Origin of the sequence: Micromonospora pallida (assembly GCF_900090325.1) — a bacterium.
GTDB classification, from domain to species: domain Bacteria; phylum Actinomycetota; class Actinomycetes; order Mycobacteriales; family Micromonosporaceae; genus Micromonospora; species Micromonospora pallida.
On record NZ_FMHW01000002.1, the window covers coordinates 1,224,560 to 1,246,941 of the forward strand.

The window sequence follows — 22,382 nt, forward strand, 5'->3', positions numbered from 1 at the left end:
CCCGCCTCTGAAGCGATGCTTCGCAGTTCGTGCCTTCATTCCCCGGCCGGCCTCTGGGTCACCCGTCGAGGAAGCTGGGTCGCGGTCGTGTCGCTGTCGGAGCAGGTCGCGTGCGAGGACGTGGTCATGTTCGTCAACGCGGCGATCGCCTCCACGGCTCAGCACGAGTTCCACAGTCGCGCCGGCGCGCAGCGGATGTCGCTGGACTTCCTGCACGAGTACGTGCTGGGCAACTACCGGGATCTCTACGCGGCGACGGCGGCCCTGGACATCAACCATCTCAACGCGGCGATGGTCGTGACGAACCTGCTGCGCACCGCGTCGACCGCGAGCCCCGGGCAGCGGGCGGTCGAGGGGCGGCTGATCGCCGCGCGGCTGCGGCTACTGCCGCCCCAACGGGTGTACTCCGTGTTCCGTGAACTACGCCGGCTGGGCGTCAACAACCGGCGTACCAGGGCGATCGTGCGTGACTGGGTGGCTGGCCGGCCGGATCCCGCGTTCGACGCGGTCAAGTACCGCCGGTCGCTGTCCGTCGCGGCCCGCCACGCGCACCTGCCGCTGCCCGGCGAGGTGGGTACCGCGCTGTTCGACTGGCGTCGCCCCAGGCGGTACGAGACGCTGATCCTGGAGACGTGGCGGCGCGCCCACTACGAACAGCGCGCGCTGTACGAGCTGCCCTACACGGTCGCCGAGGGACTCGCCGCCCAACAGGGAATCGACCGGGCCCGCTTCCTGACCGGCATCGCGCCGAAGCTCACCGACGGCGAACGGCTGCGGTTGCAGTCGGCCGCCGCACGGCACAAGGTCGGCGCAATCGCCATGGACCTCGCCACCGCGCCACTGACCCGTCTCGCCGTCTACGTGCTGTCGCTGTCCCGGCCGGAGCGGAACCGGCGCCGCGAGGAGTTGACCGGTGCGCTGCGGACGGCCGCCCGGCGCGCCGCCCGTCGACAGGCGGGCTCGTGGGGCCGGGTCGTGGCGGTCCTCGACGACAGCTATTCCGCCGCCGGATCCGGGGTGAAACGTCGCCGGCCCCTCGCCGTCGCCCTCGCCACCCACTACCTGCTGGAGGCGCTCGCCACCGAGTACACCGGACTGTGGCTGAACCACCGCGGCGACCCGCTGCTGGTGCACCCCATCGGAGCGACCGGGCTCGGTGAACGCATCCTCGACGGCCTCGAACAGCGACCCGAGCGACTCGTCATCGTCTCCGACGGCTGGGACAACGCCCCGCCCGGACAGGCCGCCGAGGTGCTCCGGGTGTGGCGTACCCGTCTCGACCCCCACCGGCGCACGAGCATTGTGCACCTCAACCCGGTCTACGACGCCGACACCTTCGACGTACGGCGCCTCGCTCCCGGTGTGGCCAGCGTCGGCGTGCGCGACGCCGAGGACGTAACGGCCCTCGTCGAGCTGGCCCGCTTCGCCACCGGCGGTGCCGGCTTCGACGAGCTGCGCCGCCACCTCGCCGACCGGGTGGACCGGTTTCTCAGCGATTCTGGTGGGCCGGAGTCGCCATGACCACCACCGCACCCGTGGACCGGATCGACCTGACCGGGCTGACCGTCGCCCCCGACCAGACGTGGGGCGCGGTACGCCTCGTGCCGCTGCTGCGGCCCGTACCCATCACGGATCTGCGCCTGCACGCCCGCCTCCACGACCCCGACGAGCTGTCGATCGTCCACACCGGCCCGCGCAGCGCGTACGTCTCCTATGTGCCCCACGCGTTCGTGGCGAGCTGGACCACGGACGACACGCCCGCCGCCGCCTACGGCACCCAGCTACGCGACCCCGCCGCGTCCGGTGAGCCCAGCGGCATCCGGCTGGCGTTCCGGCGACGCATGGCCCGCCGGGACGGCAAGCAGCGGCTCCGTTTCCTGCCGCTGCACCTGGCGATGGAGGGTTACCTCGCCCTACAGTTCGGCGGGCCGTCCATCGCCTGGCAGGAGTGGACCCGTCACGCCGTCACCCGTGGCCTGTCCCCGCGCGTCGAGGCCAGCTACACCGGCACCGCCATTCCCGGCCTCGAGGATGCGCTGCGCATCTTCGAGATCCACCCTGACCAGTGCGGAATGGTGCTCTACGTCGCCGACACTCTTGCTGCCGCGTTCGTCGTCAGCCACCCCGACGACTACCGCGCCCTGCACCCGACCCTGCTACAGGACTTCTACGGCGAGCTGCTCTTCCAGTACGCCCACCTGTACCCGGCAGCGCCCAGCTTCACCGCCCGCCTCGACGACACCGCCGTCGCCAGCGTCGCCGATCTGCGCGCACAGCTCGCCCAGGCTCGCGCCGACTGGGCGGCCCTCCACACCGTCATGGCCGGCGGGCTCCTCGCGGACGAACGCCGTACGGTCACGCCGGTGTACCGGATGGGGCGCTTCACCCTGTCCCGCTTTCTACCGGCTTTCGACCCCGACACCGAGAATCACATCGGCGAAACGATCACCGACGACACCGGCCAACTCGCCTACCTCAAGACGTTCCGGCTGTCGGCCGCCCAGACCCGCCGTGGGCACCTGCTGTCCCAACTCGCCGCCCACGACTGGGACCTCGACGCCACCGCCACCGCTCTCGGCACCGACCGCCGAGGAATCACGCTACGGCTGGCCAACGCCGGCTTCGGCCACCTGCTCCGACCCGACATCATCGACGCCTGCCGCAACCACGCCCGAAAGCTACGCAACCAGGCGACGAGATCGCAGCGTGGGTGAGGAGCGCCTGGCCGCCGCCTCGACGACCGCCCTGGCCGATGTTCGGCTCACGCCGTCCGGCCCCGACCGGCCTCGGCTGGAGCACGTCGCCGGCTGACCAGGTAACCGAAGACGGCGGCGGTGAAGAACATGACGATGCCGTAGACGGCGGCCGGGATCGCGATCTCGGTACTGTCCAGCAGTGCCGGGCTGATCGCGATGGTGATGGCCAACGTGCTGTTGTGAATGCCGACCTCCATACCGGCGGCGATCGACTCCCGCCGGCCGACGCCGGCCAGCCTCGGTACGCCGTACCCGATCAGCAGGCTGATCACGTTGAAGGCCAGCACCACCGCGCCGACCGCGAGGAAGTAGTCGGCGAGGTTCGCCCGTTCCTTGAGCACCGCCCCGAGGATCACCGCGACCAGCACGACCACCGAGAGGATCTTCACCGGGCGGCCGAGTCGGTCGGCGACCCTGGGAAACCGCGACCGTAGGGCCATCCCGAGGGCGACCGGCACCAGCACGATCGCGAAGACCTGGAGCACCTTGTCGAACTGGAGTCCGATCGATGCCGCGTCACCGAGGAAGTGATCCGCCGACAGGTTCACCACCACGGGCAGGGTGACCACGGCGAGCACCGAGTTGACCGCGGTGAGCGTGACGTTGACGGCGACGTGGCCACCGAAAAGGTGGCTGTAGAGGTTGGCGGTGGTCCCGCCGGGCGAGGCGGCGAGCAGCATCATGCCGACGGCCAGCTCGGGCCGGAGCCCGAAGAGCAGGACCAGACCGAAGCAGAGCGCCGGCAGCAGCAGCACCTGGCAGCCGAGGGCGATGAGCACCAGCCTCGGATACGCCGCCACCCGCCGGAAGTCACCGATGGTGAGGCCCAACCCGAGTCCGAGCATGACGATGCCGAGCGCGACCGGCAACCCGACCGTCGTCAACCAGGAGTCCATTCGCGAATTGTGCTGGTCGGCACGGCCGGGCGACATCGGCCGTATCGCTGGTTCTCGATTGATATCTGATCGGCGCGCAGCACCCGGAGTTCGCGACCTCCGAGGCGGGTTGGCTCCACGCGTCGGTCAGCCGGCGAGCTGGTTGCGGCGGCGGGTGAGGTAGGCCCGCTCGGCGGGGTTGCCGGCGAGTCCGATGGCCCGGTCGTACGCCGCCCGCGACTCGCCGCCGCGTCCGAGTCGCCGCAGCAGGTCGGCGCGCGCGGCGTGGAAGGCATGGTAGCCGTCGAGGACCGCCGTGAGCCGGTCGACCTCGGCCAGCCCGACCCCGGGGCCGTCGACCTCGGCGACCGCGACCGCCCGGTTGAGCCGCACGATCGGCGAGGGGTCGAGCAGCACCATGCGGCCGTAGAGGGCGGCGATCGTGGACCAGTCGGTGTCTCGGGCGGATGGGGCATTCGTGTGGACCATGTTGATCGCGGCCTGGAGTTGGTAGCGCCCCGGTGGGTCACCGCCGGCCGCCACCGCCTCGACCCGCTCGCGGACCAGGGCATTGCCCTCGGCGATGAAGGTGCGGTTCCATGCGCCACGGTCCTGCTCGTCGAGGGTCACCAGCTCCCCGGTGCGGGACACGCGCGCCGGCCGCCGGGCGTCGGTGAGGAGCATCAGGGCGAGCAGGCCGGCTACCTCGCCGTTGTCCGGGAGGAGGCTTCGGAGCAGCCGGCCGAGGCGGATCGCCTCGTCGGTGAGTTCGACGCGCACCGGGTCGTCCCCCTCGCTGGCGAGATAGCCCTCGTTGAAGACGAGGTAGACGACCGCGAGTACGCCGGCGAGCCGCTCGCGGATGTCGTCGGCCGAGGGCACCCGGTAGGGAATGTGCGCCGCCTTGATCTTCGCCTTGGCGCGGGTGATCCGTCGCGCCATCGTGGTCTCCTGCACCAGAAAGGCGCGGGCGATCTCGGGGACGGTGAGGCCGCCGAGCAGGCGCAGGGTGAGCGCCACCCGGGCCTCCATCGCGAGTGCGGGGTGGCAGCAGGTGAAGACCAGTCTGAGCCGGTCGTCCTCGACCGGGCCGGTCGGCTCGGCAGGGGTGTCGTCGTACATCATCCGGGCCGCCTGGTGTTTGGCGTCGCGCTGCGACTCGCGACGGAGCCGATCGATCGCCTTGCGGTTCGCGGTGGTGGCGAGCCAGCCGCCGGGATTCGGCGGTACGCCCTCGCGCGGCCACCGCTCCGCAGCCGCTACGAACGCCTCGGCCGTCGCTTCCTCGGCGACGTCGAGGTCGCCGAGACGGCGCGCGAGGCTGGCGACCACCCGCGCCCACTCCTCGTGGTAGGCGCGGGTGATCGCCTGCTCGACGGTGGGAACAGTCACGGCTCCAGCATCGCTCGGACGGATTCCTCGGTGCGGAAGGGGCGCACCTCGATCGTTCCGCGGCACGCTTTCGACCCCGCGGCGGCAAGCGCCAGTGCCACGTCGAGGTCGGCCGCCTCGATGACCCAGAAGCCGCCGAGGTGCTCCTTCGTCTCCAGGTAGGGACCGTCGGTGAAGACCGGCTTCCCGCCCCGCCCGTCGACGGTGGTGGCGGTCGTCGCGGGCTCCAGGCCGTCGGCGAAGACGAGGTGACCGTCCCGCTGGAGCCGCTCGTTGAAGGCGCCGGTGTCGGCGAACGCCTGCGACATCGCCTCCCGGGAGGGGTAGGTGCCGAACTCGGTGTGCTCGGCCGGTCCGTAGACGGACAGCAGGTACCTGGGCACCGCGCTCACTTCTCCCCAGAGCTGCTACGCCTGGCCTCCCCGGGCCCTCGGAACCGGTGCACCTCCTGCGGCCAGTCGAGCACGGCCGCGAGCCGGCCGGCCCAGTATCGCGCCGTCTCGTCGTCGGGCACGTCCACCACGGCGAAACCGCCGAGGTGCTCCTTGGTCTCGACGTACGGACCGTCGGTGAAGACCGGCCGGCCGTCGACCAACTCGACACTGCACACGGCGGTGGACCGGTCGAGCCCGCCGTTGCTGAAGATCAGGACATCGGCGGTCCGCATCTCCTCGATCACGGCCCGGCTGGCCACGCCCTTCGCGCGAATCTCCTCCGCCGTGTGCTCGCGCACCCACTCGTCGTTGAAGGCGATCAGGTACTCCGTCATGGTCGTCTCCTCTCAGTCCCGGGACGAGGGCCGTTCCCGACTCCTCGTGTCCGGCGGCCCGGCCGGCCGCCGCACACCAGTTCCACGAACGGCTGCGCCCTGATACGACAGCATCCCGGAAACTTTTCCCGAGCATGGGGAGAGCGATGGGCCGCGCCTTGCAGTGACCGCGTTCGGTCCTTACTCGTCGACGGTGATGCGGACGGCGGTCGGGACGCCTGAAGCGTCCAGGTCAAGGTGAACCGGGAAGACGCCGTCGCCAATCGAGGTCATGGCCATCATGATCTCGGCGCCGCCGACCGTGATGGTGGCCGCCTCGTACTCGGCGGCGCGCACACCTGCCATCACCTGCCAGTGGTGGGAGTGGGGGCGGAAGTCGAACGCGAACATGGCGCGGGGTTCGGCACTTCGCCGCTCGTTCAGCGCGACGGCTCGCTCGTATGCCTGCTGGATCGGCAGGTCGAGCCAGCCGTAGTTATCGTCCCCAGGCGTGCCGGTGCGTGATGCGCCAAGCTCGGTGGCGATCAGCTCCTCGTCCCTGCCCCAGAAGGCCACGTCGGCGAGACCGTCGATGGAGTCGTCGTGTACCCACGACGACAGAGCGTCCGCGTCCGCGAACACAAGCCGGGCATGATCCACGTAGATGCTGCCCAGCCGGCGTGAACTCCCGACGGTGGCCGTCCCGAGCTCGATCCGGATCTGGCGCCATCCCCACTCGCTTGGGGATGCGGTGACCCGCAGCGGGCGATCGGATGGCACGTCCCCAACGGGAACCACCGGAACGCCGGTGATCAGGAAGTCCGGATCCCCTGCGGTCAACGCCCGCCGGGCCCGGTCTCGGTGCGGCACCTGACGGGTGTAGGGACGCAGGGATGCGTCGAGGCCACGTTCTCGGCAGTGCTCACCGAACTTGGCGACGACCTGCTGCACCCCATGCTGCGGTATGTCGTAGAGGTAGAGGCCTGATTGGTGGTCGAACGACCTGGCCGCGGTCTCCGCGTCGCGGCCAACGACCTCGAAGTCAACCGCGGCGACGGCATCCGGTCCACGGGTCTCCTCCGGGGAGCGGTCGCCCGACCAGAGCCCGAGGTAGCCGCCGTCCATCAGGATGAGGTCGCCGGACGGACAGGTGACCTCGCCGAGCACAACTGGATCTTCCACGAGCGCGGAGTCTACGACGGTCGAACCGACTCCTTGGATCTGTGCGGGGTGTCAGCTCTGCTGGTAGTTCACCGCAGCGAACCCGCACGGCGCATGCAGGTGCAGGTAGTAGGCGCCCTCGCCGAACTCGTCCAGATCAGCGCCGCCGATCAGACCCACGTAGTCCATCGGTTGTCCGCAACCAGGGCAGTCGGCGTGCTCGGCGTCCTGGATCCAGTCGGGTCGACCGCCCAGCGTCGAGCCGCCCTGATCCCAGGCGCTGGCCTGGTAGGGACTCGACAGGGCCGGACCCAGGGCCGGTAGCAGCGTCGGGGGATCCTCCGGCTCTGCGGTACCCAGGTAGCTCGGGCGGGTGTTGCCGGTCCACCAGGTGGCGACGCCGGCCGGCGTGACCCGGCTGTACAGCGTCGTGTAGCAGGCGCAGAAGTGGCAGGTCTCGATCACCAATCGGCCAGACCAGCCCGTGTGCGCCATCGCGGCGCCGGTGGCGGGTTCCGTGGTGTCGAGGTCCGCGGCAGTCCACATCGGCGACGCACACCACGGACAGTTGGGTCCGTCCGCGCGTCGCGGTGTTTCGCGCATGACCCACCGGTACGCGGTGTCCCCGCACAGGTCCCGTCGCTTGCCGTCCAGGCCGACCGTCCAACCGCCCTCGCGTGCGTAGCTCAGCACCCCGACGTGCAGCTCGCCCGCGCCGGCCGGCGGTTCCGTCGACCAGCGACGCATCGCGCTCTCGGCGAGCGGGTGAGCACTGTGCGCCAGGATGGCGAGCAGGTGGTTGAGGCGGTCCGGCGTCCGGCCGCCGTCGATCTGCTCGACGACCCGGCGGACCACGTCGGTGTCCGCCGCTCGGTACAACTTCGCCGGCCACAGCACGTCGAGGTCCAGCAGGAGGCCCAGGTGCGGGGTCAGCCTCCGTGGGTCGAGGCCCGCGATCAGGGACAACTCCTCGAGCGCGTCGTCGTCCTCGGCAGCCGCCCGCCTGACCAACTCCTCGATCATGAGCGGATGGTAGTCAGGTCAGTCAGCCGGCCACGCAACCGGTCCGACGCCCTCCGCGACCGGGGCGGGTCGGGCGCCGCGGGACGCGGCTGGTGGGCGGCCCACACCGTGACCGACGCCGAGGTGTCGATCGTACGGATATTGGCTGTGTTCGATGTCACGTTAGCGTCTCCGCACGCCGGCCGTCCCGCCGGCGCTTTGACGGGAGAACGTCATGAGAACACCGTGGAAAGCCCTCACCGCCCTCGTCGCCGCCGTCCTGCTGGTCCTCCCCGGTAGTGTCGCCGCCCAGGCCGCCGGTACCCCGTACACCAAGACCCCGGTCTCCGGCTCGCTGCGCAGCTACCCGGTGTCCGCCGTCTACGTCGCCGGGGTCTCCTCCGGCGGGTACATGGCCACCCAGCTCCAGGTCGCCTACTCGTCGCGGATCCGGGGAGCCGCGGTCTTCGCGGCCGGCCCGTACTACTGCGCCCAGAACAACGTCGCGCAGGCGCTCTACGGCTGCGGCGACAACATCTACCCCACCAACGTGCCCGCGTTGGAGACCTACACCCGCACCTGGGCGTCGTACGGCTGGGTGGACGGCACCGGCAACCTCGCCGGCCAGCCGGTCTACGTCTACCACGGGAGCAACGACGGGGTCGTGAAGACCTCGGTCACCAACGACCTGGCCCACTACTACCGGGACTTCGGCGCCAGCGTCCAGTACGACTCCGGCAGCGCCGCCGGCCACGCCTGGGTGACCCCGTACGGCACGGTCGGCTGCACGCAGACCGCCGCGCCGTTCCTCAACGACTGCGGCACCGACCCACAGCGCACCTTCCTCAGCAAGCTGCTCGGTTCGGTGTCCCCGCCGAACACCGGCCCGCTCGGCGGCACCCTGATCCGGTACAGCCAGGACTCGTTTGCGGTCAACGGCTGGGCCAACGGGCTCAGCATGGATGCCAACGGCTTCGCGTACGTCCCGAGCTCCTGCGCCGCCAACCAGACCTGCCGCCTGCTGGTCGCCCTGCACGGCTGCGCCCAGGGCCACAGCAAGGTCGGCACCGCCTTCGTCGACCGAGCCAACCTCAACCAGTACGCCGACACCAACCGGCTCATCGTCCTGTACCCGCAGGCGATCACGACGGCGGTGAACCCGAACGGCTGCTGGGACTGGTGGGGCTACCTCGGGGCCACCAACTACCCGATCAAGGGCGGGGCCCAGATCGAGACGATCATGAACATGGTCCGCCGGCTGGACGGCTGACCACAGCACGCCACAGGGCCGGCCCGGATCCGTCCGGGCCGGCCCTGTGGCGTGTCCGATCCGGCGATGACCGGCACGATGGCCGACCATGTCCAGTCCCAAGCCATTACCCGGAACGGATCATCTTTTCTCTGCCTGGTGTGAGTACCTTCTGGAAAGGCGGCACTTGTCGCAGGGTGATAAATGCTGTCGCTGGGGCGACGTTACGGCACGACCGCTACCAGGTCAACGGCTGCGAATGTGCCTATCACCGTGTGAAACGTTCAGGAGTTTGGTGCACCTGAGGGGCGGCGGCCGTGCTTCTTCATGCGTGCGCGTCAGAACCCGCCCAAGGTAAACGAGGTCTTGACGGCCTTGGCTCTGCCCTGCATCATCCATGTCACATCTGCGAAACATTGTTTCACGCAGTGAACACATCCCGCCGATCAGGAAGAAGGAGACGTCGTTACGGGCCATCAGCACTCGCCTGAAGTGTGGGCTGTAAGCGCCATCGCTTGATGCTGGAACTGTTCGTCGATAACGGTTCTCTGCGTGAGGACATGCGCGTCCAGCAAAACGGCTGTACTTCGTCTTTTGGCTCACGACCGGCCGGAGCCGTATTCGTCAACTCTGTGCACCGTGACTCCCGTTCGCGGTGTGCGCCACTGTGGAAGCGTTTCCGAGAGAAGGGAAAGTGCCATGAGTTATCGCCCAGGCGCGGCGAGGCGTGTTGGACTGACGGCGTCGATGGCTGTCCTCGCACTGACGACGGCGGCACTGGCGGTGAAGGTCACGAGCAGTCCAGCCCTGGGTGCCCAGGGTGGGGAGGCCGAGGTGCAGGAGCACCTCGACGAAGCGGTCAAGAACTCGGGCGGAGACCTGGATCTCGTCAACAGGTACCGGACGTACTCCTGCGATGCGGTCGAAGACCCCGAGATGTACGGCAGGACCAGCGCCGAGCGGCACGCGACACGCGTTCCGCTGACCCAGGTCTTCGACGACCTGTGGTACATCGGCGACCAGTACGTCGGCCAGTACATCCTCAAGACGGCCAACGGCGGTTTCGTCCTCATCGACACGCTGAACAACAGCGCCGAGGTGACGCAGTACACCATGCCGGCGCTCGAGTCCCTCGGGCTGAGCACCAAGCGCCCCCTGGAAGGCGTGCTTGTCTCGCACGGTCACGGCGACCACGACGGCGGGGCGAACCAGCTTCGCGCCAACTTCGGGCCGGACCTCGACATCTACCTCGGGTCCGGTGACAGCTCCCGCAAGACCTACAACCCCACGCTGATCGACTCCGCCATCGCTGAGCCCCAGGAGCTCACCATCGACGGCACCACGGTGGTCGTGCAGTCCATCCCGGGCCACACTCCCGGCGCGCTGAACTTCGTGGTCCCCGTTCACCAGAACGGCAAGCGGCACATGTTGCTGATGGGCGGTCGTCAGGGCCACCCGGGGGCCGTCGCGAGCGCCAAGGGGTACCTCGCGGGCGCCGAGCGCACCTATCAGCTGGTGGCGGAGTACGGCGTCGAGGGAACGTTCCTCACACACCCGACCTCAGACGGGTCGACGGTGAACATGCAGGCGATCGAGCGTGCCGGCACGCGCGACCCGAACCCCTTCGTCATCGGACACGAGAGGACCCTGCGTGCCGCCGCCATCTGGCGTGGATGCGCGGCGGCCTGGCTCGCGGCCGTCGACCCGACCACCGACGTTCCGGTCTGGCGCGTCACGTCGCTCACGTTCCCCGAGCTCACGTCGCAGACCACGACGTTGACGGCACAGCTCGAGACCGGCTGGGGCGGCGTGGATCGTGGTGCCGGGTGGGGCCCTGTGGCCGGTCAGACCGTGACCTTCAGGGTCGAGGGTTCCCGCCATGGGTGCACGGCGGTCACCAACAGCGACGGTGTCGCGACCTGCGAGGCCACCCGCAAGATTCTGCCGCAGCAGAAGGTGACGGCGACGTTCGAGGGTAACTCCACCGCAGAGTACGTCAACCTCCCCACCAGCACATCGACCGTGGTCCCGACCAGGTAGCTCGGTCAGCCCGAGCACGAAAGCGGATGCGTCACATCCCGGAAGACAGCCGAGGTGGGCGGATACCGTGGTGCGCGGCGACGATCGGTCGCCGCGCACGCTCGCGGAGAATGAGGTGTCTTTGATGGCCGATGCGCCGATCTTGGTGCTCGGGGCGACCGGCGGTCAGGGCAGCGCCGTCACCGAGGGGTTGTTGGGCCGCGGGGCCCGGGTGCGGGCGCTGGTGCGTGACCCGGAGCGGCCGTCGGCTCGTCGGCTCGCCGACCGGGGTGTCGAGGTGGTCGCGGGATCGCTGGATGATCGCAGCTCGCTGGCCACGGCGATGGCGGGCGTGGGAGCCACCTTCGCGCTCACGACTCCGTTCGAGGCGGGCGTGGATGCCGAGGTGGCCCAGGGGCGGGCGATCCTGGCGGCCGCTGGCGAGGCCCGAGTGCCGCATCTGGTGTTCAGTTCGGTGGCCGGCGCCGACCAGGGAAGCGGTGTGCCGCACTTCGACAGCAAGGCGCGCATCGAGACCGAGCTCGCTGCCGGTGACGTCCCGTACACGATCCTGGGGCCGACGTACTTCTTCGAGAACGCCCTCGGCGGGGCGGACCGTATTCGCGGCGGGGTGCTCGACCTGCCGCTGCCGGCGGATCGGCCGCTGCAACAGCTTGCCCGCGCCGACCTTGGCGTCTTTGCTGCGCAGGTACTTCTCGACCCCGCTCCGTACGTCGGGCGGCGCATCGAGCTGGCCAGCGATGCCCCGACTCCCGCCCAGATGGCGGCCGCGCTCGGCGCGGCCCTGGGCCGGGAAGTGCGCCTTGAGGGGGTGCCACTGGCCGCGATCGGCGATCCGGACATGCACGCGATGTGGACGTTCCTGAACGGTCCGGGTTACCAGGTCGACATCGCCGCGTTGCACGCCGCCCACCCCGAGGTGGGTTGGACCAGCTTCGCCGACTGGGCCCACCACACGTTCGGATCCGTTGCGTGAACACCCGCTAGGCGCCGCCATCGAGCGACAGGGCCGCCAGTTCCTTGCGCGACAGGTAGCCGAGCTTCCGCAGCGCGCTGGAGACATGGCTCTCGACCGTGCGTCGGGAGAGAAACAGCTCGACCGCGATCTCCTGGTTCGTCCTGCCCTCCGCCGCCAGCAGCGCCACCTCGCGCTCCCGCGACGACAGCGTCTGGCCGAGGGACGGCCGCCCGCCCCGCCACGGGTACGGGATCGGCACGCCGTTCCGTCGCATGATCTGGCAGATCCGCGCGATGTCGCGGTCGGCGTGCAGCGCTCCGTACCGGCGCAGTGCGCTCTCGAGCAGGCGCCCGCCGTCTGTGGCATCGCGCTCGCAGCGCAACCGGCCGAGCCGTTCGGCGGCCAGGGCCTCCTCGTACCGCAGCCCCGCACGCTTCAGCGTGGTACGTGCCTCGTCGAACAGGCGATCAGCCGGTCCCCATTCGTCGCGGGAGCGGGCCAGGACGCCCTGAGCGGTCAGCAGGGCGGCCTGGGCGATGGGCGCGTCGGCCCCCGCGAGCCGGGCCGCGAGCTCGTCCACCAGCTCCGCGGCCTCGCCGCCCCTGCCTTGCGCGTGCAGCGCGTCCACCAGGCACAGCACGGGCTCGGCACCCCACACCCAGTTTCCCTTGGTCCGGACGTGGGCGAGAGCGGCGTTGGCGTGCTCGGCCGCGCCGGCGGCGTCGTCCAGCGTCAGCAGCAGCCGCGACAGCGTCGTTCTGGCCGGGATGAGCGGCCAGACGGCGCCGACCCGCTCGGCGACCGCGATCACGTCGACCAGGCGGTCCACGGCCTCCTCGGTCGGCCCGGTCGCCGCGAGCAGCGCGCCGTGCAGCAACTGCGAGTCCAGGGACGCCGCAGCGAACGTGGCCGCCGCGCCGCCCAGCCCGCGGACCCGATCCACCAGACCATCCCACCGTCCCGCGGCCCGGTCCACGGCGGCCGTCACCAGCTCGACCACCTCCGCCACCCGCAGGTACTCCGCCTGACCGGCGACCCGGCGTCCCTCGGCCAGCAGCGCCTCGGCGGGCTCGAGCCGGCCGATGTGCAGCGCCGCCTGCGCCCAGTTGAGGCAGGCGCGCGCGTGCTCTCGCGGCGCCGAGCGTAGGTGGTCGTCGTGCAGTAGGTCGTCGATCAGCCGCCAGCTCCCCGGGTCGCCCTGTTCGAGCATGAGCGACGCGCGCGCGATACGTACCGCGATGTCGACGTCGCGGTCGCCGCTGCGCCGCGCGGCGTCCTCGGCCTGGTCGCAGCGGGCGACGTGCTCGCGGACGTGCCGCTCCACGACGGTCTCGGGCGCGGTCAGTACGGCCAGCGCCCGGCCCAGGAGCGCGGGCTGGTCGGCGAGGTCGTCGATCGCGCTTTCGATCTGCAGGTGGCCCGCTCGGACCTCGCCGTGCTGTCGCAGCAGGCGGCCGAGCGCGAAGCGCAGCTCGCCGCGCACGGGAGCGGGCAGCGGCTCGGTTGCCAGCAGGCGTTCGAGTATCGGTACGGCTTCGGCGTGCGCCAGCCCGTCCACCGCCGCCCGGCCCAGCTTGACGGCCAGCCGTACGCGGGTGTCGCGGGACGGCTCGCCGGCCTCGAGGGCCTGGAGCAGGAAGCGCGCCGCCGTGGCGTCGTTGCCGTGGGTGAGCGCGGTGTCGGCCGCCGCCTCCACGTTGGCGACGAACTCCGTGGTACGTCCCGCGTGCAGGAAATGGTGGGCGAGCCTGGCCGCCGGCTTCGGACCGACCCCGGACTCCAGGGCCCGGGCGGCGTTGAGGTGCAGCCAGCGCCGCTCTGACACGGGCACGGACTCGTACACGATCTGCCGGGCGAGCGCGTGCCGGAACCGGCAGTGTCCGTCCTCCTCGTGCAGCAGCCCCACGGCCTGCGCCCTGGCCAGCGCGTGAGCGATCTCGGCCAGGTCCCGGCCGGTGACCTCCGCGAGAACCCGGTCGTCAGGGACCGGGCCGATGATCGCGGCGGCGCCGAGGATCTCCTGCGCGGTCTCGTCGAGCGAGTACAGGCGGTGCAGCACGACGTCGCGCAGCACGGTCGGGACGGCGAGATCGGCCAGCACCTCGGCGCGGTGGGGGATCTCGCTCGCGGGCAGGCGTTCCATCAGCGTGCGGAGGACCTCCTCCACCACGAAGGGGATGCCGCCGGTCTTCTCGTACAGCAGATCGGCGAACGTGCGGGGCAGCTCGGCCGCCAGGATTCCGGCAGCGAGCTCCGCCACCTCCGGCCGGCTCAGCGGGCTGAGGCCGACGAACCGCGCCGGGCCGGACGGCGCCCGGGCGAGCGCCTCGCGGATCGGGAGCCGCCCCGCCCCCGTGCGGGCCGTGAGGATCACCGACAGGTCTCGCGGCAGGTGGGAGGCGAGGAACGCGAGGAAGTCGTGGGTGACGCTGTCGGCCCAGTGCACGTCCTCGAGGACGAGCACCAGGGGGCTGAGGTGGTCGAGCAGGGCCACGGCGGCTCGGAAGGTCCGGTGCCGCTCGGCCCCCGGGTCGGGTAGCGGCGGCAGCGGCGGCGGGAGGTGCGGGGCGATCTCCGGCAGCAGCGGCGCGAGCGTGCCGATCACCGGATTGAGTGCCTGGGAGCGGGCCAGCTCGTCCCGGGCCAGGCGGAAGGCGTCGAGCAGGGGGGACAGCGGCAGGGGCTCCTGGAGCTGTTCGCACTGGCCCACGAGCCGTCGGACACCGGCCAGGCGGGGTGTGGCGAGCAGTTCCGCCACCAGCCGGCTCTTGCCGATTCCGGCCTCGCCCTCGATCAGGGCGAGGGACGGCGGTGCGGCGATCGCCGAGTGCAGGAGCTCCAGCTCGGCCTGACGGCCGACGAGCGTGTCGGAGAGGGCACCTGGGCGGGTAGCGCCAGGTCCCAAGGGCACGTGTCCGCCCTCCTACCTGGGCTGATCTGCTGATCTCCGCGAGCAGGCTACCAGTCAAAATTCCGTATCGGTACGGATGCCGCCCTCCGTGGTCGTCGTTAGCGTCGGCGACCTGTACGCGCGTGATCAGCGGCGACGTGGGAAGGCAACGATGGATCGGTATGCCGGTAGACGGTGGTCAGTCGGGGTGGCGCTGACCGGATTGGCAGCGGCTGTGGTCGCCGGGCCTGGTGCCCCCGCCACGGCCGAGAGCAGCCCGGAACAACAGAAGACATACGTTGTCCAGATGGCCCTGGACCCCGTGGTGAGCTACCAGGGGGACGTGGCAGGGCTGCCGGCGACCAAGCCCAAGCGGGGCGAGAAGATCGACCCCCGTTCCGCCGCGGTCGGCCGGTACGTCGACCGCGCCCGTGGCCGGCACGACGCGGCGCTCAAGAAGGTGGGCGCCAGCAAGAAGCTCTACGACTACACGTACTCGTTCGACGGCTTCGCCGCCCGGCTGACGCAGTCGCAGGTGGCGCGGCTGCGGGCGATGCCCGACGTCGTCGCCGTGACCGAGGACCGGAAGGTGTCGACCCAGACGTCGTCGACCCCGTCCTTCCTCGGCCTCGACGCGCGTTCCGATGGCCTGTGGCAGCAACTCCACGGCCCGAAGAACGCCGGCGAGGGGCTCGTCATCGGCGTGATCGACTCCGGTATCTGGCCGGATAGCGCGAGCTTCGCCGACCCCGACCGCAGTGGCAAGAAGTACGGTCCGATCCCAGGGTTCCACGGCACGTGCGCGACGGGCACGGACGACTCCTGGAACGCGGACACGTGCAACGGCAAGCTCGTCGCGGCGCAGCACTTCAACGCCGCGTGGGGCGGCGACCAGGGCCTCAAGGAGTTCCTGCCCTGGGAGTTCGCCTCCCCGCGTGACTACAACGGGCACGGCACCCACACGGCGTCGACGGCGGGTGGCAACCACGACGTGCCCGCGACCGGCCCGACCGTGGAGTTCGGGTCGATCAGCGGCATGGCGCCGCGCGCCCGGATCGCCGCCTACAAGGCGCTCTGGTCGGCCCAGGACGGGTCCACCGCCAACGGCTACACCTCCGACCTGGTCGCCGCCGTCGACCGGGCGGTCGCCGACGGCGTCGACGTCATCAACTACTCCGTCTCCGGTACGAGCACGGACTTCCTCGATCCGGTGGAGGTGGCGTTCCTGGCCGCAGCCGAGGCGGGCGTGTTCGTCGCGGCGTCGGCCGGCAACAGCGGCCCCACCGCGTCCACCGTGGCGCACCCGTCGCCCTGGGTGACGACGGTGGCTGCGGGCACGCACAACCGGGGCGCCCAGGGGGCGGTGACGCTCGGCAACGGCACCACCTACCGCGGGGTGTCACTGGCGGCCACGAAGGCGGGACCCGCGCCGCTGATCAACGCCACCGCCGCCGGACTGCCCGGCACCGACCCGGTACGGGTGGCGCAGTGCCATGCCGCCAGGGACAACGGCGGTAAGGCCGTGCTCGACCCGGCGAAGGTGACCGGCAAGATCGTCGTCTGTGAGCGGGGGTTGACGCCGCGCCTCAACAAGAGCATCGCCGTCGCCGAGGCGGGCGGCGTCGGCATGGTCCTGACCAACGTCGACGAGAACGACAACTCGGTCAGCGCCGACCTGCACTCGGTGCCCACCGTGCACCTGACCGTCAAGGACCGCCAGGCGGTCAGGGACTACGCCGCCGGCGACGGCGCGACGGCCACCATCGAGCAGGCGGAGTTCACCGACGTCCCGGCGCCGTACGCCGCCGCGTTCTCCTCCCGCGGGCCGCTGAGCGCCGCCGGTGGCGACGTGCTGAAGCCCGACGTGACCGCGCCCGGGCAGGACATCCTGGCGGCGGTGGCGCCACCGGGCCACGGGGGGCGGGACTTCGACCTGTCCAGCGGCACCTCCATGTCCGCGCCCCACGTCGCCGGGCTGGCCGCGCTGCTGAAGCAGCAGTACCCCGACTGGTCGCCGATGGCCGTCAAGTCGGCCCTGATGACGACCGGCCGCGATGTCCTCGACGGGCCTGGCACGGACCCGTCGGTGACGTTCGCCCAGGGCGCCGGCCACGTCACCCCGAACAGCGCCACCGACCCCGGGCTCGTCTACGACAGCGACGTCAGTGACTGGGTCGCCTTCCTCTGCGGCACCACCAAGGGCGTCGAGAAGGAGAACTGCGACGCGCTGGCCGAGAACGGCCACTCGTTCGACCCGAGTGACCTGAACACCCCCTCGATCGCGGTCGGACGGCTGTCCGGCAGCCAGCGGGTGACCCGCGAGGTGACCAACGTCGGCCGCTCGAAGGCCACCTACACCGCCTCGGTCAGCGGGCTGAACGGCATCACCGCCAAGGTGACCCCGAGCAGCCTCACGCTGCGTCCCGGCGAGACGAAGTCGTTCACGGTGGAGTTCACGCGGACGAGCGCCGCCATGAACGCGTACCAGGGCGGTCAGCTCACCTGGACGGACCGACGCCACACGGTACGCGTCCCCGTCGTCGTACGACCGGTGCCCGAGCAGTGGGCGGCTTCCTACGGGAGCGCGGGCGGGCGGGACTCGGCCCAGTACATCGCCCTCGACCCCGCGGGGAAGCGGGTCTACGTGACCGGAGCCAGCGCCGGGTCCGCCCCGGGTGTGTTCAGCTTCACCATCGCCACTGTCGCCTACGACGCGGCCACCGGCGCCGAACTGTGGTCCAGGACCTACTCGGCCGGGTCGAACGACGAGCCGGCGGCCATCGCGGTGAGCCCCGACGGAAGCAAACTCTTCGTCACCGGCCTGAGCGCCGCTGATGACACCGGCACCGACGCCGTTACGATCGCGTACGACACCGCCACCGGCCAACAGTCGTGGGTCGCGCGGCACACCGGGCCGGCCGCCGGAACGGACTGGAGCAACGCGCTCGCGACGAGCCCCGACGGCGAGCGCGTCTACATCACTGGCATGACCACGCTGGGCGAGGGCGGTAAGGACGACTACTTCACGATCGCGTACGACGCCGACACCGGCGAGCGCACGTGGCTCACCCACTACGACGGACCGGGTGAGGGCACCGACGACGCGAGGGTGATCGAGGTGACCCCGGACGGCTCCACGCTCTTCGTCAGCGGCCAGAGCCAGGGCAAGGCCGGCACCGGCCTGTCTGACTGGGGCACCGTCGCCTACGCCGCCGCCACCGGGGAGCAGCTCTGGACGGCCCGGCACGACGGCCCCGCGCACGGGATCGACGTCCCCGCCGCCATGGCGGTCGCCGCCGACGGCAAGGCGCTCTTCATCACGGGCTCCAGCGCCGACCCCGACACCCAGACCGACCTGACCACGATCGCGTACGACACGTCCACCGGGAAGGAGCTCTGGGCGGACCGCTACGACGGGCCAGCGCACGGCAGCGACATCCCGCACGACATCACCGTCGCGAACGGCAGGGTGTACGTCACCGGCAACACCGAGGGCGAGGGCACGAGGTCGGACTTCACCACGATCGCGTACGACCCCGCCACGGGTCAGCGGTCGTGGGTCCAGCGCCGCGACGGGCAGGCGCATGGCGAGGACTACGCCTGGGACGTGGCCGTGACGCCGGACGGCAGCAAGGTGGTCATCACCGGCGAGAGCTCCGACGACGACACGAAGGGCAACGACTACGTGACGGTCGCCTACGACGCCGCGAGCGGCAACGAGGTCTGGACGGGACGCTACGACGGCCCGGTCGGTGCCGCCGACAGCGCCCGTGCGCTGGCCGTGGACGCGGCCGGCGGCGGGGTGCGGATCTTCGTGACCGGGACGACCGCGACGGGCGGGAGCCTGGAGTACGGTCTGGAGTTGGACTTCGGGACGGTGGCGTACTTCGAACCGTGGAAGCAGCCGTAACTCTCAGCTGAAACGCGGCCGTCCCGAACGGGACGGCCGCGTTTCGACGTGGCTCTGGTAGTAGCCGACGATCATGATTCCGGCGCAAAGCGGAACGCCTCGGGGGAGGGGCATACGTGTCCCTCGGTGCCGCGGGCTTCCAGGTTCCACAGCTTGAGGAAGGCGTGCGTGTTGGTCAGCGTGATCCGGCCGATCTGTTCGGGGATGTCAGGGTCGATGGTGAGCTGGCCGTTGCGGGCGTCGAGGCCGAGCAGGGTGCGGTTGAAGAGTATGGGTGCCCCGGCGGCCCAGGCCTGTGGGCTGCAGGCGGTGGGGTAGGGCACGGGAGCGTTACTGTACGACCGGTCGTAGCCGGAGAACGCCTCGGGCAGCCGGTAGTCGCTGAACGTGGCGGCTTCCAGCATCCCCAGGATGATTCGGTTGGCTTCTTCCCGGAAGCCGTAGCGGGCGAGTCCGTGGGCGATGATCGAGTTGTCGTGCGGCCAGACGGTACCCATGTGGTAGCCGATGGGGTTGTAGCCGCGTTCGGCGGCGGAGGTGGTCCGTACGCCCCAGCCGGAGAACATGTCCTCGGACATCAGTTGGCGGGCGATGACGGCGGCGCGGTCGGGGGGCACGATGCCGCTCCACAGCAGGTGGCCCATGTTGGAGGTCATCGAGTCGATCTGCTGTTTGTCGCCGTCCAGGCCGACGGCGTAGTAGCCGCCCCGATCGTTGATCCAGAAGTCCCGATTGAACCGGTCGCGTAGCTCGGCCGCCGCGGCACGCAGCCGCCGGGCGAGTTCCGGGTCCTGAAACGGGCCGTCGGCGAGCTCGGCCAGCCGGAGTTTCGCGTCGTAGGTGTAGCCCTGAATTTCGCAGGTCGCGATCGGCAGCACCGGGATCGACCCGTCGGCGAACTGGATTCCGTTCCACGAGTCGCGCCAGCATTGGTTGCCGAGTCCCTGTGGTGAGCGGGTGGCGTATTCGACGTAGCCGTCGCCGTCGAGGTCGCCGTACTCATCGATCCACCGCAGCGCCGCGTATGCGTTGTCGCGCAGCCTGTGGACGAATTCGTCTTCGCCGGTCCAGCGCCAGTATTCCGACAGCAGGATCAGCCAGAGTTGGGTGGCGTCGGCGGTCCCGTAGTAGGGGTTGTGCGGTTTGAGGCCGAGCTGGGTCAACTCGCCGCTGCGGATCTCGTGCAGGATCTTGCCCGGCTCCTCGTCGCGGAAGTCGTCGACCTTGTTGCCCTGCTCCGCGGCGAGCGACCACAAGGCCTCCCGCGGCAACCGTGGACCGCTGCCGACGAGCTGGTAGGCGGTGATCAACGTGTCCCGGCCGAACAGGGTGAGGAACCAGGGCGTGCCGGCAGCAGGGAAAATGCCGGGCTGGCGCAGGTGCTTTACCTCGATCTGTATGGCGAGTTGATCCATCGCTCCCTGTTCCCACGAGCGATGCAGCATCTCGTTGTCGCTGTACATCTTGGGCAGGATGGCCCGCCATTGGGCGCGCCGGTCAATCGCGGCGCGACCGAAGACCTCGTCGAACGGTCGGGATGGTGGGCGCAACTCCTCCGGCCGCGCCTGCAGCGGCACGTGTATCTCGCACGCCCACTCCTGGCCCGGCTCCAAGCGAAGTTCCCACACCAGCGCGTCGCCGTCCACCCGACTGGCTGCCGGACGGGCCTCCACCACCGTGCGCGCCTCGAACGTGTCATTGCGATAGGCGAACACCAACCGTGAGCCGTCCGAAGCGTGTGCGCGGGTGATCTGCGCCGACCGGTCCCGGACCGTCTCCTTGATCTCGAAGAGATCCGCGAAGTCGGTCCCCACCGTGAGTCGAAGCTCGATCGACACCGGCTCACCAGTGAAAATCTGCAACCCGATCCGTTCGTGCAGGCCCCCATCGACGAACCGCTGCCGGCGCACCCCGACGTGGTTCGCCGGCAGACCGGGCAGCTCCGGGTTGGTCAGGAAGAACGCCGCTGCGGACGGCTCTTCCTGACCAGAGCGCAGCACCATCAGCGACGCCCCGTTGAGGGTCAACTCCCACCGGTCAACGAAGCGGGTGTCGTTGTGCACCAAGCCACCGATCGACCCGGCGGAGGCATTGCCGACCGCGTCGGAATACATGAACGTATGCGCCTGCAGTACCGCGACCGCGTCCGGCCCCAACTCGGGCGGGAGGCTGCGCACCAGCCGGGCGGGGATCTGATCTTCCGGCGTCAGATGCGGGGTGGGGTCCGCCGGGGTCGCTCGACGGCCGATGGTAGCCACGACAACACCTCCGTTCGACGGAAACCCCGGAATGCCAACTCAGCCACCTGAGGCATCTGCATCCCCAGCACGCCGCCGGATAATCTCTCGAGGGACGATCATGTTGCCCTGTGCGGCAGGTGCCGGGGTTGGGCCGTCGTCGCCCGTGCTGGCAGGGCCATCACAGCGGGTATGATGCATCGAGCTCAGGGGAGTTCGGGCAGTGGTCTAGAGAAAGTTTGGGAGCTATGTCGGCGGCGCAGAGGGCATCCGCTGGGGTCGCCGACAACGACGTCTCAAAGAAGGACGTGATCGTCCAGAGGCTTCGTGAGGAGATCGTGTCCGGGGCTATCGCGCCGGGGGAGAAGCTCTCAGAGGCGCGTCTCGCCGAGCGTTTCGGGGTCAGTCGGATGCCGGTGCGTGAGGCGTTCAAGGAGCTCGAGGGCGGCGGATTCGTCTCGATCGAGCGTCGCCGGGGTACTTTCGTCAAAAGCCTGAGCCGGCACGAGATCCTCGATCTCTTCGAGGTGCGCGAGGCGGTCGAGGGGATGGCCGCCCGGTTGTGCGCGCACCGCGCCAGCAACGAGTTCATCGCGCGGATCGACGAGGTGATGGCGTCGATGCAGGACTGCGTCGAGGCCGGCGACAGCGACGGCTACAGCGCCATGGACGCGCGGCTGCACGAACTCATTACCGAGGGCGCTGGTAATGAACGGTTGAGCGATCATTACCGATTGCTGGTCCAGCATCTGAACCGCAGCCTGCTGTCGTCGATCGTGACCAGGCGAGAGGGGCGGATGCGGCGGTCGCTCGCGGAGCACCGCGCCCTGGTGTACGCCATCCGCGCGCGGGACGCCGATGCGGCGGAAGAGGCCATGCGGGCTCACGTGCAGCGCGGCCGCCTCGAACTCCAGGACGAGGTCACGGCGAAGTTCGGTCGCTGACCGGTTCGCCGCCTTCCGCACCGGGCCCCGGCACGTGCCAGGAGGAGCCCGTCGCCGGACCTGAGTGGCGGCCCGACGGTGCCACCCGCACGCGAGCCCAGCCCAGCCCGGCACGCAGCCGCTGATCGCGCGCCCGGTTAGGGGCATGCGCGCAGTCTTTGCCGTCCTCGGCCGGTGAGGTCTGGCCAGCCGGGCTGGCCGTCGCTTCCACCGCTGTCTC

Annotated in this window: 15 protein-coding genes; 7 read left to right on the forward strand and 8 right to left on the reverse strand. The window is 70.3% G+C overall.

From position 1 onward, the window contains the following. Window positions 1-87: 87 nt before the first annotated feature. On the forward strand, window positions 88-1,521 hold the full coding sequence (locus GA0074692_RS05475; protein WP_218106558.1) for a hypothetical protein: 1,434 nt from the start codon (window positions 88-90) through the stop codon (window positions 1,519-1,521). Beyond that, entirely contained in the window at window positions 1,518-2,714 is a 1,197-nt protein-coding gene (locus GA0074692_RS05480) for an ARPP-2 domain-containing protein (protein WP_091640013.1), read from the forward strand. Before GA0074692_RS05475 ends, GA0074692_RS05480 begins: the two co-directional genes overlap by 4 nt. A 47-nt stretch (window positions 2,715-2,761) precedes the next feature. On the opposite strand, the gene GA0074692_RS05485 is transcribed toward GA0074692_RS05480, so the two are convergent. The 6 genes from GA0074692_RS05485 to GA0074692_RS05510 all read right to left on the reverse strand — a co-directional run bounded on the left by GA0074692_RS05485 (window position 2,762) and on the right by GA0074692_RS05510 (window position 7,955). Further along, window positions 2,762-3,652 carry a bile acid:sodium symporter family protein gene (locus GA0074692_RS05485; protein ID WP_091640015.1) on the reverse strand — a complete coding sequence of 297 codons (891 nt, stop codon included), beginning with the start codon at window positions 3,650-3,652 and terminating at the stop codon, window positions 2,762-2,764. Window positions 3,653-3,778: 126 nt separating this feature from the next. Then, the gene (locus GA0074692_RS05490; RefSeq protein WP_091640018.1) at window positions 3,779-5,023 is read right to left on the reverse strand and encodes an RNA polymerase sigma factor; all 1,245 of its coding nucleotides are present in this window, start codon (window positions 5,021-5,023) and stop codon (window positions 3,779-3,781) included. Further along, on the reverse strand, window positions 5,020-5,415 hold the full coding sequence (locus GA0074692_RS05495) for a YciI family protein (RefSeq protein WP_281198769.1): 396 nt from the start codon (window positions 5,413-5,415) through the stop codon (window positions 5,020-5,022). Before GA0074692_RS05495 ends, GA0074692_RS05490 begins: the two co-directional genes overlap by 4 nt. Next, entirely contained in the window at window positions 5,412-5,792 is a 381-nt protein-coding gene (locus GA0074692_RS05500; protein WP_091640021.1) for a YciI family protein, read from the reverse strand. The genes GA0074692_RS05495 and GA0074692_RS05500 overlap by 4 nt, the downstream gene beginning before the upstream one ends. Window positions 5,793-5,972: 180 nt before the next feature. Further along, window positions 5,973-6,938 carry a hypothetical protein gene (locus GA0074692_RS05505; RefSeq protein WP_245730180.1) on the reverse strand — a complete coding sequence of 322 codons (966 nt, stop codon included), beginning with the start codon at window positions 6,936-6,938 and terminating at the stop codon, window positions 5,973-5,975. 66 nt (window positions 6,939-7,004) lie between these two features. Then, complete coding sequence (locus GA0074692_RS05510; protein WP_091640025.1) at window positions 7,005-7,955, reverse strand: hypothetical protein; 951 nt, start codon at window positions 7,953-7,955, stop codon at window positions 7,005-7,007. 214 nt (window positions 7,956-8,169) lie between these two features. Between GA0074692_RS05510 and GA0074692_RS05515 the strand changes: the two genes are divergently transcribed. From GA0074692_RS05515 to GA0074692_RS05525, 3 genes are all read left to right on the forward strand, one after another. Then, a complete protein-coding gene (locus tag GA0074692_RS05515) occupies window positions 8,170-9,204 on the forward strand; it encodes an extracellular catalytic domain type 2 short-chain-length polyhydroxyalkanoate depolymerase (RefSeq protein WP_091640027.1) in 1,035 nt (344 codons plus the stop codon). A gap of 813 nt (window positions 9,205-10,017) precedes the next feature. Then, window positions 10,018-11,223 (forward strand): MBL fold metallo-hydrolase, encoded by a 1,206-nt coding sequence (locus GA0074692_RS05520; protein WP_176738314.1) that lies wholly within the window; start codon window positions 10,018-10,020, stop codon window positions 11,221-11,223. A 67-nt stretch (window positions 11,224-11,290) separates the two neighbouring features. Continuing rightward, a complete protein-coding gene (locus GA0074692_RS05525; protein WP_218106559.1) occupies window positions 11,291-12,199 on the forward strand; it encodes an NmrA/HSCARG family protein in 909 nt (302 codons plus the stop codon). Window positions 12,200-12,206: 7 nt separating this feature from the next. Here GA0074692_RS05525 and GA0074692_RS05530 read toward each other — a convergent pair whose 3' ends face one another. Further along, entirely contained in the window at window positions 12,207-15,092 is a 2,886-nt protein-coding gene (locus GA0074692_RS05530) for an ATP-binding protein (RefSeq protein WP_091640035.1), read from the reverse strand. A 286-nt stretch (window positions 15,093-15,378) separates the two neighbouring features. On the opposite strand from GA0074692_RS05530, the gene GA0074692_RS36410 reads away from it, so the two are divergent. After that, window positions 15,379-18,981, forward strand: a complete 3,603-nt coding sequence (locus GA0074692_RS36410; protein WP_176738315.1) for a S8 family serine peptidase — start codon at window positions 15,379-15,381, stop codon at window positions 18,979-18,981. A gap of 71 nt (window positions 18,982-19,052) precedes the next feature. Here the strand turns inward: GA0074692_RS36410 and GA0074692_RS05540 are convergent, their stop codons facing one another. Next, a complete protein-coding gene (locus tag GA0074692_RS05540) occupies window positions 19,053-21,239 on the reverse strand; it encodes an amylo-alpha-1,6-glucosidase (RefSeq protein WP_091640041.1) in 2,187 nt (728 codons plus the stop codon). Window positions 21,240-21,466: 227 nt separating this feature from the next. On the opposite strand from GA0074692_RS05540, the gene GA0074692_RS05545 reads away from it, so the two are divergent. Then, window positions 21,467-22,162, forward strand: a complete 696-nt coding sequence (locus GA0074692_RS05545) for a GntR family transcriptional regulator (protein ID WP_091640043.1) — start codon at window positions 21,467-21,469, stop codon at window positions 22,160-22,162. Window positions 22,163-22,382: the final 220 nt, after the last annotated feature.

Coding starts and splice junctions, on each gene's coding strand:
- GA0074692_RS05480 (WP_091640013.1), top strand. CDS start 1,518: ATGACCACCACCGCACCCGTGGACCGGATCGACCTGACCGGGCTGACC.
- GA0074692_RS05485 (WP_091640015.1), bottom strand. CDS start 3,652: ATGGACTCCTGGTTGACGACGGTCGGGTTGCCGGTCGCGCTCGGCATC.
- GA0074692_RS05500 (WP_091640021.1), bottom strand. CDS start 5,792: ATGACGGAGTACCTGATCGCCTTCAACGACGAGTGGGTGCGCGAGCAC.
- GA0074692_RS05510 (WP_091640025.1), bottom strand. CDS start 7,955: ATGATCGAGGAGTTGGTCAGGCGGGCGGCTGCCGAGGACGACGACGCG.
- GA0074692_RS05515 (WP_091640027.1), top strand. CDS start 8,170: ATGAGAACACCGTGGAAAGCCCTCACCGCCCTCGTCGCCGCCGTCCTG.
- GA0074692_RS36410 (WP_176738315.1), top strand. CDS start 15,379: ATGGCCCTGGACCCCGTGGTGAGCTACCAGGGGGACGTGGCAGGGCTG.
- GA0074692_RS05545 (WP_091640043.1), top strand. CDS start 21,467: ATGTCGGCGGCGCAGAGGGCATCCGCTGGGGTCGCCGACAACGACGTC.